General features: G+C 31.4%; 11 protein-coding genes and 6 pseudogenes. 9 read left to right on the top strand and 8 right to left on the bottom strand.

All coding sequences use genetic code 11. The annotated features are described in order from the left end of the window. Window positions 1-55 precede the first annotated feature (55 nt). Window positions 56-574 (bottom strand): hypothetical protein, encoded by a 519-nt coding sequence (locus tag LOK41_RS25650; protein WP_241818844.1) that lies wholly within the window; start codon window positions 572-574, stop codon window positions 56-58. Between the two features lie 410 nt (window positions 575-984). Here LOK41_RS25650 and LOK41_RS25645 point away from each other — a divergent pair. Further along, a pseudogene (locus tag LOK41_RS25645) lies at window positions 985-1321 on the top strand (DNA-binding protein); the annotation flags it as partial. A gap of 90 nt (window positions 1322-1411) precedes the next feature. Here the strand turns inward: LOK41_RS25645 and LOK41_RS25640 are convergent. Together LOK41_RS25640 and LOK41_RS25635 are read right to left on the bottom strand one after the other, a co-directional pair. Beyond that, the gene (locus LOK41_RS25640) at window positions 1412-1636 is read right to left on the bottom strand and encodes a MepB family protein (RefSeq protein ID WP_241818843.1); all 225 of its coding nucleotides are present in this window, start codon (window positions 1634-1636) and stop codon (window positions 1412-1414) included. 212 nt (window positions 1637-1848) lie between these two features. Further along, a complete protein-coding gene (locus tag LOK41_RS25635) occupies window positions 1849-2001 on the bottom strand; it encodes a hypothetical protein (RefSeq protein ID WP_241818842.1) in 153 nt (50 codons plus the stop codon). A 295-nt stretch (window positions 2002-2296) separates the two neighbouring features. Here LOK41_RS25635 and LOK41_RS25630 point away from each other — a divergent pair, with 295 nt between their 5' ends. After that, the gene (locus tag LOK41_RS25630) at window positions 2297-2722 is read left to right on the top strand and encodes a phage holin family protein (protein WP_241818841.1); all 426 of its coding nucleotides are present in this window, start codon (window positions 2297-2299) and stop codon (window positions 2720-2722) included. Continuing rightward, window positions 2722-3282 (top strand): annotated as a pseudogene (locus LOK41_RS25625) (glycoside hydrolase family 25 protein); the annotation flags it as partial. The gene LOK41_RS25630 and the pseudogene LOK41_RS25625, both read left to right, overlap by 1 nt. Window positions 3283-3568: 286 nt before the next feature. On the opposite strand, the pseudogene LOK41_RS29375 reads toward LOK41_RS25625, so the two are convergent. Together LOK41_RS29375 and LOK41_RS29370 are read right to left on the bottom strand one after the other, a co-directional pair. After that, window positions 3569-3716 (bottom strand): annotated as a pseudogene (locus LOK41_RS29375) (IS6 family transposase); the annotation flags it as partial. Between the two features lie 43 nt (window positions 3717-3759). Next, window positions 3760-3834 (bottom strand): annotated as a pseudogene (locus LOK41_RS29370) (IS6 family transposase); the annotation flags it as partial. 562 nt (window positions 3835-4396) lie between these two features. On the opposite strand from LOK41_RS29370, the gene LOK41_RS25615 reads away from it, so the two are divergent. Together LOK41_RS25615 and LOK41_RS25610 are read left to right on the top strand one after the other, a co-directional pair. Then, a complete protein-coding gene (locus LOK41_RS25615; RefSeq protein WP_241818840.1) occupies window positions 4397-4981 on the top strand; it encodes a sigma-70 family RNA polymerase sigma factor in 585 nt (194 codons plus the stop codon). Between the two features lie 13 nt (window positions 4982-4994). Further along, window positions 4995-5222 carry a hypothetical protein gene (locus tag LOK41_RS25610; protein ID WP_241818839.1) on the top strand — a complete coding sequence of 76 codons (228 nt, stop codon included), beginning with the start codon at window positions 4995-4997 and terminating at the stop codon, window positions 5220-5222. A gap of 323 nt (window positions 5223-5545) precedes the next feature. Here LOK41_RS25610 and LOK41_RS25605 read toward each other — a convergent pair whose 3' ends face one another. Continuing rightward, window positions 5546-6214: an IS6 family transposase gene (locus LOK41_RS25605; RefSeq protein WP_241818838.1), complete on the bottom strand. Its 669-nt coding sequence runs from the start codon at window positions 6212-6214 to the stop codon at window positions 5546-5548. Window positions 6215-7059: 845 nt separating this feature from the next. Here LOK41_RS25605 and LOK41_RS25600 point away from each other — a divergent pair. From LOK41_RS25600 to LOK41_RS25585, 4 genes and pseudogenes are all read left to right on the top strand, one after another. After that, window positions 7060-7392, top strand: coding sequence for a hypothetical protein (locus LOK41_RS25600; protein WP_241818837.1), 333 nt, complete (start codon window positions 7060-7062; stop codon window positions 7390-7392). Between the two features lie 737 nt (window positions 7393-8129). Further along, the gene (locus tag LOK41_RS25595; RefSeq protein ID WP_241818836.1) at window positions 8130-8615 is read left to right on the top strand and encodes a DUF6241 domain-containing protein; all 486 of its coding nucleotides are present in this window, start codon (window positions 8130-8132) and stop codon (window positions 8613-8615) included. A gap of 54 nt (window positions 8616-8669) precedes the next feature. Next, window positions 8670-8828: pseudogene (locus LOK41_RS25590) on the top strand (IS6 family transposase); the annotation flags it as partial. 719 nt (window positions 8829-9547) lie between these two features. Further along, window positions 9548-11887 (top strand): glycoside hydrolase domain-containing protein, encoded by a 2340-nt coding sequence (locus tag LOK41_RS25585; RefSeq protein WP_241818835.1) that lies wholly within the window; start codon window positions 9548-9550, stop codon window positions 11885-11887. A gap of 66 nt (window positions 11888-11953) precedes the next feature. Here LOK41_RS25585 and LOK41_RS25580 read toward each other — a convergent pair. Next, window positions 11954-12928: pseudogene (locus LOK41_RS25580) on the bottom strand (IS3 family transposase). A gap of 231 nt (window positions 12929-13159) precedes the next feature. Continuing rightward, window positions 13160-13609 (bottom strand): hypothetical protein, encoded by a 450-nt coding sequence (locus LOK41_RS25575; RefSeq protein WP_241818834.1) that lies wholly within the window; start codon window positions 13607-13609, stop codon window positions 13160-13162. Window positions 13610-13952 lie beyond the last annotated feature (343 nt).

Genomic DNA, 13952 nt, shown 5'->3' with positions numbered 1-13952 from the left:
AAACAATGCCCAGTCTTTTTTACTTGTATATAACTATTAAATTTAAGAAATTGTATTATTTATAATATACTTGTCCACTAGAGAGATATATAGTTCCCCCACCATAATTTTTAAGTCTAAGTTGATAATAATTACTAGAAGCAGTTAAAAGGTGAGAAATAGGAATGTTTAATCCACTTGAAAAGGAACCTTTAACTACATATTCTTCCCACAACGAACTATTTTGAAATACTTGTACTGCCAATCCAGTAGTCTTAGTTTGTGGTTCTACCTGTACACTTTGTGGTAAGTAAAATGATGTGCCTCTATCAATCCACTTATAGTTACTAAATGACATTTTTCCAAAATTAAAAACGTTCATAGCAAGTGAAGTAACATCTGTTTCTTTTTGAATATTACCATCAAACTTAGAACTCCTTAGAGGAGTTTTAGCCATGTCTTGATTAAATTTTTCTAATTCTTCTTTAGAATATGTTTTAACCAAATTCCTATCTTTATCGTAAACTTCTACAGATACATCATCAATTTCTGCATTATCGACATTTGCTGTAGTTGCAGATACAGAAGAAGGCAAAGCTTCACCATGTGCAATAGTTGAAGGTAAGATTATTCCTGTTGCTAATGTAAGTACCCCTGCTTTAGCTAAAATATTTCTTTTTATAACGTCATCCCCCTAGAATGGTAATTCAATTTCATCCCCATAATAGCCCACTATGTTTGTATAAGTAAATAATAATTTTCAATATTTTTACTATTATGTAAAATGGTGGCAATTTTTATTTTTTTGAAATGATTGGTAATACAATGTTTATCAGAGCAATTATTTTTTTATGGGGGCATAAAATTTTTTCGAACTTTGGGTTTCTTTGCTCATCCCCCGAAAAAGGGGAATAAGACAGAAAATACCAATTAATAAACAATCAAAACAACTAACATGGAATATTTTGTATTAATACCCCTTTTCGGGTGATGGGCAAAAACACCTTATTACAGTATGTGTCTCCGAGAAACTTAAAAATATCAGTAGAAGATGAATTATGGTATTTTGATATTTGTCAATCTCTGGTATCGTTACCATCTGGAATGCAGACCGAATGGATGGATAGTTTAGCATCCTATATACATAGAAGGAAAATTGATACAACGTGTTAATAATAATGTGTATTTAGATAACAATACCGTAACCAAGCCCGTAACTCTCACGAGTAGCGAGTATAAATCTATAATGAAAATTGTAGAAGACACAAACAGTTCCATCGAAGAATTTATTAAAGATGCAATTCGAGATAAAACTAATCAACACTTACTAAATCAAAAATAAAAAGGTTTCATTTGAACAAATTTTCTTTTTCTATGCTGATCACACACCTTTTTTAGAGTACTAGTATCAGTATGTCCAAGTTTTAAGAGATTACTTGCAAGCGGCTTCGCTTTTTTGCAACAGAACCTTTACAGGTATTTCTAAAAAACATTTTAGTTGCCATATCTGCTTTTTTTGATTCTGACGGCTCGTAAGCTTGTCCCAAGGTGGATAAACTCGTATTGCTCGCTTATCACCTTGCCCCTTATTGGATACAGAAATAATTAAAAAAGTAAGAAGCAATTTGTCGCAACTCACTTTTTTAATTATTCTCATTATTAGTTATGCAAATTTAGCCTTCTTTCTTGAGAAAACGAAGGAAATTCTTTTTTACGGTATTAATTTTCTAGTCCAGTATCAGATGTGACGTATCTCCCAGAGGTAAATCACAAGGATTTCTAAAATTTTCAATTGCTATCGTAACATTTATTTTGCGATAGGTTCAGATAATTATAATATTTACATTGTGGTTTAAAGAAAATAAAATGTTAATTTTTAGTCGTTTTTTCTTTTTTATTTATATACTCAAAGAAACCTAATGGCTCCGTTAATGCCTCTTGCCTTAACTCTTCAAGTTTTTCTTGCTGTATTGGAGTTAATCTCTCTAGTAGATTTTTATAATCATCTATCTCTTTAGACAATGCACTCCCCTCCCTCCCCGGATTTTAAATTTATTATACTTACTATTTTATAATAAATATTAACTTTTGAAATGTCTTTATATTTATAAAGACAGATTATCTGTTGAGACTCCCTCTTAATAATGGTGAAAACAACGTTTTCCAAAATAAAAACAATATTTCAGAGTTATAAATTGAGAAAAACAAGATTTGTTTCTCTTATTTATATTGAGGGGGGACGTAACATGAGAAAATTTGTAAATCTGGGCTAAATAAAATGAAAATGTTATTGAGTTCAAAAAATAGGAGGTAATTGATGGATCGAATTGATATACTAGCAAAAACCTTTATAGCCACTTTCGGAGCCTTTTGTGGATACTTTTTTGGAGGATGGGATGCAATATTGAAAATTCTAGTGACATTAGCAGTGGTTGATTATGTTACAGGGATTATCGCTGCAGGATACAGGGGAGAATTAAAAAGTAAAGTTGGATTTAAAGGTATTTCAAAAAAAATTGTGCTTTTTTTACTGGTTGGCGTTTCAACACAGCTAGACGTTATTTTTGGAAGTAATAGTGCGATACGTGAAGCAACAATCTTTTTCTTTCTTGGAAATGAATTACTTTCCATTTTTGAGAATGCGGGAAGTATGGGGATTAAGTTGCCAACTGTGTTAATAAATGCTGTTGATATTTTAAGTGTGAAGAATAAACAAGAGGATAAAAAAGGAGATATTGAATAGTGGGACACATTGTAGATATTTCAAAATGGAATGGTAATATTGATTGGGACAAAGCGGCACCACAACTTGATTTAGTTATTGCCCGTGTACAAGACGGTTCAAACTATGTAGATCCAATGTATAAAAGATATGTGCAATATATGAAGGAGCACGGAATACCGTTTGGGAATTATGCATTCTGTCGATTTGTATCCATCAATGATGCTAAGAAAGAAGCACAGGACTTTTGGGAACGCGGAGATAAAGATTCATTATTCTGGGTAGCGGATGTTGAAGTGAAAACAATGGAGAATATGCAAGGGGGAACACAAGCTTTCATTGATGAATTACGTCGGTTAGGAGCAAATAAAATTGGTTTATACATCGGGCATCATACTTACCATTCATTCGGCGCAGCTAATATTAATGCTGATTTCATTTGGATCCCTCGTTATGGTGTCAACAAGCCGGCTTATGCATGTGACATCTGGCAATACACAGACTCTGGAGAAGTTGCAGGTATAGGAAAATGTGATTTGAATTATCTTATTGGAGATAAACCACTTTCATGGTTCATTGGTTAATTTTTTGCCATTTCGTAATTCCAAGTTTTGTATCTTTTAGAATTTAAAAAACTTATACAATGTATCTATAGTTAAATTCTATTTACCCAATATAGTATCTACTCATCATATTTTAATAAATTTAGAACATAATGAAATAGATCTGTATGATTGAATCCAAATAAAGTGTTTATATGTTCATCTACTTATATAATTTTTTATCCCTCTTAATACAGTATGAGCATGATGGTTCTGTTGCAAAGTTCTTTAACAGAGAAAAAGTCAAATTCAGTACAATCAAATTTTATGCAATAGTAAGTAATCGCTGTAATTCATTGTACGTTGAAAAACTGAAGTTTATATAGAGCATGAATTATTTCGATTCCTTTAATCGTACGAGAAGTATGACGTAGATTTTGAAATCCTGCAGATTTAGCAAAGCGTCGCTTTAACGGAGACACCACGTTCTCTTAGGATTTCAGATACATCGCGCTAGCTTAAAGAAAAACGATAATAGTAGCCCACGGCTACTAAAATAATATCTTTATTGAACTGTTTTCCTTTAGAATATCACATTTGTGATTCTCCTTATTCTTTTTTTCTAGAGTGTAGCCTCATTTAGAAAACTTTGCAACAGAGCCTTTCAAAGTAACATTAAAATTTCCATTTTTCGTTAAAAAAGCTGTTATTTTAAACGAAAAAGTGACATAATAAAAGTGTAAAAAACAGAACGTATGTTTCGTTATCTTTTTTATTACTAAATTAAATTCATCTTAAAATATCATAAAAATAAAAAACTTTATGATTCTTACATACGTTAGAAGAATAAAAGTATTTTTGCAATGAGTACTTAGAATTTGCTTTTTCTATTAGATAAACAATTGCTCCTTATGACATGTAAATAATCTTTCTAGTACTTTTTATGTGAATGTTGACAATAAATCAAGATCTTTTACTTTCTAACATTTGAGATTATAAAAGTGCAATTTCATCGAAATTATCTTTGATTTTTCAGTCTTTTACCACTCTTTTATTAATAGGATTAAAAAACGTAATATTTTTATGACATTATATTAAGTTTTATTATTATTTATTTTCTTGATATATTTTCTAATTTTAGGAGGCTATTTTCTTGAATAGTAAATCATTAGAAATTTTCCATAGTAAATATCAAAACAAACTAAAAGAACCTATTGTACAACGTTTTCTACAAGATCCAAAAAATTATTCATTATTTTTAAAAGCAGTTGAATACCCGACGAGTGAAAATAAGAAGTTACTAGATAAAGCTTTTAAACTTCATTTTAAAAAAGTAAAAATAATAAGCTATGTTAGTAACTTAATCTATTTCTACTCAATAGATTTTGATAAAAAAATCTCCGTTAATAAGAATAGATATTTATTAAATTTGGATAAGGCAGTTTCTGATGTAGAGGATAATACTACAACTTTTTTGGAATTACTAAATGATGATTTAACAGATATAACTTCTAGGCAATTTGAAGAAAGTCAAACTCACTTAAAAGAGCATATAACAGATGAACCACTATATAACAGTTTGAACCTATTAACTGAAAAGCAGTTGAAAATACTAGACTTATATTATATTCATGAATATAACAATAAGCAAATATCACAAATCCTATCGGAATCAGAGCAGACCATTTCTTATAATCACAAACAAGCTTTAAAAAAACTAAAATCACAATTAATATGAGGTGAAATAATAAATGTTAAAATACGAGGATCAAAACTTAAGTATCTCTAATTATGAAGTTATTTTACAATTCTTCAATCTTAAAATACGTAAATGTTTACAAAATACTCCTTATCAAGAAAGAGAAGATTTGGAACAAGAAATTACTCTAAAGATATTTGAAAAAATGAACGTAATAAATGATTTGGAAGTGCCAGGTTTTTTTGAGTTCTTAAATGGTTCTGTTGAGAAAGTTTCCTGAAATTATTGTATTATAATATAAGGTTTTTACAATTATGTTCCATAGGACCGAATCAATACATTTCGAATATCTGTCTTCTAATCATATTTGGTTCCCTGAAATAGTGGTTAGAATGGACCATAGCAAAATGTAACTTCAAGACTTATAACTTAAATTTATATCCTTTTTTAATACAAGCTATTAGCACTTTGTAGTAATGTGACAACTTACAGTGCTTTTTTCTTTTCTCTCTATTTTTTCAATGTTTCTGATTCTGTTGCAAAGTTAAAAAAACTATAAACAGGTTGGTAAATGAGGAACAATGTTTAGGAAGTAGTTAGTAATTATTGAAGTTCATTGTATGTTGAAAAACCGAAGTTTGGCCGCAAACTTCGGTTTCGTTTATATATAGCATGAATCATTTCGATTCCTTTAATCATACAAGAAACATGACGTAGATTTTGAAATCCTGTAGATTTAGCAAAGCGTCGCTTTATATGTCTATAATCCTGTTCAATACGATTGTTCAAATACTTGCTTGTATAATGAATAGTACATGCATAAAAGCCTTGTTCCTTTAACTTGTTCAATGCACAAAGTAATGCTGGAGCTTTGTCTATTACGAGAACCATCGGTTCTCCAAATATTTTCACTAATCTTTTCATAAAAGCATATGCCGCTGGATGATCTCGTTTTTTACGAAGTTGAAACTCTAATATATTCCCCTCTTTATCGATTGCACGATAGAGATAACACCATCCACCTTTAACTTTTATATAAGTCCCATCCAACTTCCACGAGCGTTGTACATGCTTATTTTTCTTTTTCCAAATTTGGTAGATTAAATTTTCATACTCATGAACCCAGCGCATAATGGTTGTAGGATGAACGGAGACACCACGTTCTCTTAGGATTTCAGATACATCACGATAGCTTAAAGAAAAACGACAATAGTAGCCCACGGCTACTAAAATAATACCTCTCTTGAACTGTTTTCCTTTAAAGTATCGCATTTGTGATCCTCCTGGTTCTTTTTTTCTAGAGTGCAGCCTCATTTAGAAAACTTTGCAACAGAACCCTCACTACTAACCTATATAAGTAGTCTGTAAGTAAAAGAATTTAAGCTAATTAAAAAAACATCATGTGAACTCCCACTATCTACACTTCACTTAAAGGAGAGCTTCTAAGGTAATCGTACCTATCGGTATGAAGTTTACTTAGCTATCGAGCCTGTCCCTTGCTCTATATATGATTCTACTAACATAATCGCTCTCCTTGCTGGATGTTGATAGAAGCGTTCCAGTCCTTGTCTGCAAAAAAAATACACTCACATTAGAGTGAGTGCTCTGAAAAAGGTTGAAACTCCTCCATGGGAGCACAATTTTTATAAGGAGAGTTTCTAATAGAAACGTATCTTTAATTTATAATGAATACTACAAAATATAATCAAAAAGTACATGATTTCACAAAAAATATTAAGTGTTAGAAAATTCATTTTAGTCAAAAACCTCAAGATGACTGCATTGAATCTCTCAACTCCGAATATACTGACACTATCACTCTGAAAATAGTATGTAATTAGTATAGAAAAGAATGAATTAACAATAAAAATATTGACTACATATAAATTAACAGGTTCTGGTGCAAAAAACGAATTTTGTAATGTATCATTTTTTTGCAACAGAACCAAAAATATTATTTTAAAAAATTCCTCAATCTTTTATTTATTATACGTTCATTTCACTTAATAGAGTAAGGAGCTAATTTACTAGATCACTTGAAGAAAAAATTCTCTCTAAATTATCCTAATAAATAAGCTCCAATAATAAAAAGTATAATATTCTGAGGAGGAAACAAAATGGCAGGTTATGTTTATGGTGGTTACAATGGCTATACTACATTGGTAAGTGGTTTTACAGATGCAAGTTATTACAGTTCGGGAGCTACGACAGTAGATTTCACACAAATTAACAACTATGGTGGGGGTACATGGACTTATACAATCTATTTACAACGAAAAACATCATCCGGATGGAAAACTACTGACTCATTAAGCGGAAGTTTCTCGAATCAAGTAACAAGATCATTTAATATCACTGATAACTTACCAGGTGAATATCGAATCAGAGGTGATCTTAAAATGGGTAGTTCTAATACAAACTATACAGACGGTTTCATGATCTATCGTTAATAATAAGTTAAAGGAAGCTATATAATATACAAACTTAAAAGAGATAGATACTCGTTTTTTACAAATCGAGTATCTATCTCTTTTAATGTAGGTTCAAATGCTGCAGTGGATTTAAAATAAAGTCTCTATTTTTTAGTTAGAACGTTTTATGATTTAGATGGTAATAAATTTGATGTTTTGAGTGAATGAAGTCTCACCTTCAAAGAAAAATATTTATAATCACAATGAAACATTTTAATTATTCCATAATTATTAGATTTATAGAAATTAATATTTAGTCAACTAATTTAAATCGTTATTCTGTGATTGGGTGCGATTGTTGAACAACACAAATAGAAAATGATTAAACCTTTTTATAAAAACCGGTTTAAAATCTGCTAAAGAAGACATCATTTTAATCAATCTTTGGAATGAATGGTTTCTTTTTACTTATAGTGAAATACGGATTTACGAAGTATTTTTAATCAAACTTTATTTCGTAGCCAGATTTGATGCAGCCCCCGTACCAGCTTTGTCCAACACTAATTAATTATATCGAACTAAGTGAAAGTGCAAGTTGTTTGTCGGTGGAGGAGAAAATAAAATAGAACAGAAATATTGTAATGTAAGTGAAAAAAATATAAATTGTAAAATAGAGAGCGTATTTTTGCTCCAATTTTTATGAAACTTAAATAGTAATGCGATTTATAAGAGTTAGATTAGAAATGGATTAAATCCTAAATAAAGGGGTGTAAAAGTTGAATAAGCGGACCAGAATTTCGATTATTACAATGGGTACCGTGATATTAGGTGTACTTATAGGATGCATGGGAGGAACGTTTTTTAATAACGAAGGTGAAAAAAAGAAAGTTGCTAAAGGTGAGAGCATTGACGAAGTGGTCAACGCCGAGGGAGTCATGATGGATTCTATGCATAAAATGTTGCATCAAAAAGTAATAGCTGATAAAAAATCCGGCTTTATCTTAATGTCTCCCGATAATATAAAAAAGCTTCGGCATATGTTAGACCAGAGCGATAAAATGCCTAACAAAGAAAAGTATGCTGATATTCTAGAACGTTGGGAAAAAGGAGATTTCTCTCAAGCAGTCGGGGAACATAATTATATATGGGAGCGAGAGGGTGGTGAAAATGTTGGGGAAACTGGTGGAGAAGCGATAAGATTAGCTACTCAGAAAGAAGAAAAAGCATATCTCAAAGAACAAAGTGAAAAAGAAAATAAATAGGGATTATATTAGTAGAAAAGTAAGTTATTTACACATTCAAAAAAATTCATATCGTTTGCTAAATCTACAGGATTTCAAAATCTACGTCATGCTTCTTGTACGATTAAAGGAATCGAAATGATTCATGCTCTATATAAACGAAACCGAAGTTTGCGGCCAAACTTCGGTTTTTCAACATACAATGAATTACAGCGATTACTTACTATTGTATAAAATTTGATTGTACTGAATTTGACTTTTTCTCTGTTAAAGAACTTTGCAACAGAACTTGTGTAGTTCACCGGCCAATAATTCAATTTTATAACACATTTATATTGAGATTTTCTCTAAAACATTCCTTCAACTGTTCAAAAGCTATCTTTCGCGCATGTCCTTAACTATCTATCAAAGACAGTCCTTGAAACATAAAACTCCAAAATTCATATCCACAATCCTCCATCCACCTTTAAAAGTTCCGAAAGAAAGAGTTATATCTTTGCAAAACTTTTTTCGGCTCGAGTTTTGGTGGTACCAAGTCGAAACATTCAAAAATAACTATCTAAGATTATCGGCTTGAGTTTGCTATTATATGGGGCGAATCGCCTAGTGTTTTCGAATAATAATTTTACTTACTATAAGGGTAGATATGTAATATGTGGGGATTCGCGCTCACACGACAAACCAATCTCTATTTCAAAAGTCAACGAAAACCCTTAAAAAGGAGTTTATATAAGGTAATCCTTTGATAGACTATCAAATCCGATGTTATAGCTATTTTTGTTTATCCTAAATTTTTAAAAATAATTTTTAAATTTTTTTTATTTATTCTACTTTCCTTTCACTTAATAGAGTAAGAGCCTAATTTAATACAATTTTTATTGAAACATGTATATTTATTTTTAACTACATTATTAAATTAAGCTTCATTAAAAAGAAAAGGGAGAGAATTTATAATGGTAGAGTCACAGGGAGATCCAGCAGTATTTGCAGTACAAACATGGGTAAATTTAAAATATGGAAAAGTCGCGGGTTTTCAACCAGCGCCTTTAAATGGTAAAACAGGTTGGTCAACTGTTTTTGCTTTAACAAGAGCCCTTCAAGTTGAATTGGGTATTACTACACTTGCAGATGCATTCGGTCCAACTACGGCTTCTAAATATAAACAGTGGGGTGAGATGTCTTTAGGAAACGTTCCTACTGATGCAAAAGGAAAAGCGATTGTTCAAATTTTAAAAGGCGCTATGTATTGTAAAGGATATAATCCGGGGAAATTTGATGATGTTTTTGATGAGCAAACGAAAAATGCAGTTGTAAGTTTACAAAAAGATGCTGGTCTTCCAGTAGCTGATGGTAAAGTGTATGACTATATTTTTAAGGCTTTCTTAACAATGGATGCTTATCGTCTTACTCCGGGTGGAGATGCAAAAGTACGACAAATTCAACAAGATTTAAATAATAAGTATTACAAAACTTCTGGTGTTCAACCAACAGATGGTCATTACCAAGCAGGTACAAATAAAGCTTTAGTGTACGGTTTACAGACAGAATTAGGAATTCCTGCAGGTAGTCAAACAGGCAGGATTGGTCCTGCGACAAAGGATGGATTACCAATTCTAAAAGAGGGTAGTTCGGGTAGATTTGTTACATTATTCCAATATGCTTTATATTTTAATGGTTATGACTCTGGTTCATTTTCAACAACATATAATGCGACCATAGCAAATAAAGTTAAGGAATTCCAAGGATTCACACTACTTCCTGTTGATGGTGTTGCGAATAAGTCAACTTGGTTATCAGCATTAGTTAGTACGGGTGATCCTGATCGAAAAGGAAAAGCTTGTGATTGTATAACGGAAGTCACTTTAGAGAGAGGCAAAGCTTTAAAGGCTGCTGGTTATGAAACTGTAGGACGTTATCTTACTAATGTTTCAGGTGGTATAAATAAAAAACTACAACCAGGTGAATTGAAAAATATTTTTGCTGCTGGATTATCTGTATTTCCAATTTTCCAAACTAATGGTGCAAAGGCTTCATATTTTAATGCGGACCAAGGTAGTTCGGATGCAAAAGCAGCATACGATGCGGCGAAAGAATATGGATTCAAAAATGGCGCTACTATTTATTTTGCAGTTGATTTTGATGCATATGGGACAGATATTACGGATAATATTCTTCCTCATTTTAGGGCTATAAATGAGAAAATTCTTGAGCTTGGTGGATCTTATAAAGTTGGTGTTTATGGGCCTCGAAACGTATGTATTCAAGTTTCAGAGAAAGGTTACGCAAAGACAAGTTTTGTTAGTGGGATGTCTACAGGATTTAGTGGGAATTTAGGATTTCCGCTTCCAACTAACTGGGCTTTTGATCAAATTTCAACGATTACAGTTGGATCAGGTAGTGGTGCTATTCAAATAGACAATAATATTAAATCAGGTCGAGATAATGGTGTTTCTGAAATCGGTAAACCAACAGATGTAAATGATGCATTCCTAAATGAATTAGGTAAAATACAACTTCTTGCTTTACAATATACTAAAGGCAATGTATTCATGGCGAATTACTTGGTAACAAATTATTATCGTCAAGGTAGATATACGGGAGGAGCATGGACAGTTACTTCAGGTCCATTCGATGAAAAATTTGCGGAATTCGCAAATAATACTATGGGGAAAGGCCCGCGTAAAAATGGGATTGATCCAATTTCTGGACTTGAAATTGATACACCTCATATGTTGGCTACCTTGTCTGGAGTATTATATGCAAAGTACCCGTTCGTTGGGATTACTGTGCAAGATTTTGCAGGGTGGGCTGGGGATTTATATACTGTTGCTGTTGATGTTTATGATTGTAGAGGTAGATATGGTGACGGTAAAATTGATATGAATCAAAAGACCTATTTAGCTGCATATGATTATATTGGTAGTACATTGAAGGATGCGAAAAATTTCGACTATAAAGATCTTGTAGGAGATGTGGATGCTCTTAATATTGCTAAGATGTTACAAGAAAATGATAAGCTTACAATTTATGAAGCTACTAAATCATATTATTCAGGTTCAGTTATGACCCGATACACTCAGTTCTTCAAAAATAAGTTTAAAAGTGATTATAATACTATGCAAAAAGATGCAGAAAACGTTATGATTGGTCAATCTCCTGAATTGATAGCAATAAGAGAGAAGTTAAGAACGGTAAATCCAAAATTGCCAGTTCCTTATTATTCAAATGAAGAAGGCATTATGATTGCTAAAGCATTTGCAGACAAAATTAAAAATCTTGCTAGCAAAGAATAATAAATATAAAAAGAAGAGGTTACTAAAGTAACCTCTTCTTTTTATATTTATGTGATTGGATTTGAGTCAACATTTTGGACACAAAAAAGTTAAATCTAAGCTTAGACCTTCTATTGCTTGGGGAGTTTTATAACCAATGCTACTATGAATCCTCTTGCAGTTATACCATCCCTCGATGTATTGAAATAATGCTAAGTTTTCTTGTTCAAATGTGACATATTTTGTACGATATACTTCTTATTTCTTTAAAATGGCATGAAATGACTCGATCCAAGCGTTATCATACAGACAGCCTTTCTTACTGAAAGAAGGTTTGATTTTATAACTCGCGAGTAAGGTTTGAAATTCCTGACTTGTATATTGAGTTCCTAAGTCATTGTGTAGAATAAGACCTTCTGGTGGTTTCTATGTATAGTAAGCGTTTTTTAACGCTGTTACCACAAGATTTGTTGTCATATTTCGTGAAAATGAATATCCAACAATTTTTTTGAATACAAATCCATCACAGATGCAAGGTAACACCAACCGTCTTTTTACGCGTGAATATAGGTAATATCCGCTACCCACATTTCATTTATTGTTGTTGTAGAGAAGTCCTGTTCTAATAGATTTGTCCGTTCTTCTACAGTTGTTTTTGATGAATTTGTTTAATTTTTTTAGTTAATTCTTTATTTTCAAGACTACGCTTTGATTCTGTTTTGTGCTGAGATTGGTAGTAAGAACTTCTCGCTATCCCAAGAGTTTGGCACATCATATGAACAGAGTGCGTTTCTTTTTGAAAATCAATAAATTGATGTAATTCGGTATCTTTTATTTTCTCGCGAATATGGCCATAGCCTTTTTTAAAATTTCATTTTCTTCTTTTAAACGAAGCATTTCTTCTTTCATCTGTTTTAGATCTTCTAGTGTTATTTCATCTTCATCAATTGCTGTGATAGGAGAATATATTTTAATCCATTTATAAACGGTTACCTCTGATACGCCATACTCGCTGCTTAATTGTTTGACAGGTTGTCCCGAACGATATAATTCAACAACCATTTTTTAAAATTTCTTATTTGTCATGCGGACACTTCCTCCTTGAAACCCATTGTAAGGACTTAACTAAGTTGTGTCCATATGACTATACTAACTCTAGATTGATTATTTTAGAAAAAATAAAGGGGAATAGTCTTGCAATGATTGTAATGCTATACATGAGAGAATTTCTACGATTTGGAGGTGTATCTCACATATTTGAGAAAGTTGGATTTTTTGGATATTAGGTCATAATCAGTTATTATTTGTACTGTTGATATATCCGCTTATTTTTCCAGTTTCGAAATTATATTCTAACGTTTTAGTTTCATATTCAAATTTCATTAATATTGAAACTTTAGTATTATCTTTCCATGAAATTTTATAAAGATCTGGATTATTAGCTATATTAAAATTAACTACCCTTACTTTTGTTTTCTCTACAAGTTTTTCTTTTTCTTTAAAGTAAATTTTTATGTATTTATCATCTGAGATATGTCCATATGCAATCCCTGTAATTTCTATTTGATTTACTTGGTTTGGTGACGTATCTTTTAAAAGAGGTCTTTCGATTTCTTGAAAAAAAATCCAATAAATAGGATATATAATAAATATAAAAATAAGACTCATACCTAACAAAAACTTTAATATGCAACCGCCAAAATAGTGATCTGCTCTTTTATTATTACTTAGCCATTGATTCATATTAGTTTCACCACTAAACTTTAGTATAATTAGATGGAAAATTTCAAAACGTTTTAAAGTGCCACCTCTTTTCAATTTTTTAATATGAACAGAATGTTAATTATATCTATAAAGTATTATATCAATTAGAGATTCATTTGGAAAATTTTGATTTGCATTTTTTGTATTACGTGGGGTAGCGTCACATCGCTATCAAGCTAAGAAAAGCAAATACACCAAAACGAGAAAATTGAAACTTCCAGGTGAAAATGTACAATTTTTTGTTTTGGGATGTTATAAAATTCTTAAGTTGATGGGCATGGGGTACGACAACATTGCCATCAAGTTAAGAAGAAGCAAATGC

It is taken from the genome of Bacillus sp. TL12, from assembly GCF_022625245.1.
In the GTDB taxonomy this organism is placed as follows: domain Bacteria; phylum Bacillota; class Bacilli; order Bacillales; family Bacillaceae_G; genus Bacillus_A.
This window is presented reverse-complemented; position numbering and strand designations above follow the sequence as displayed.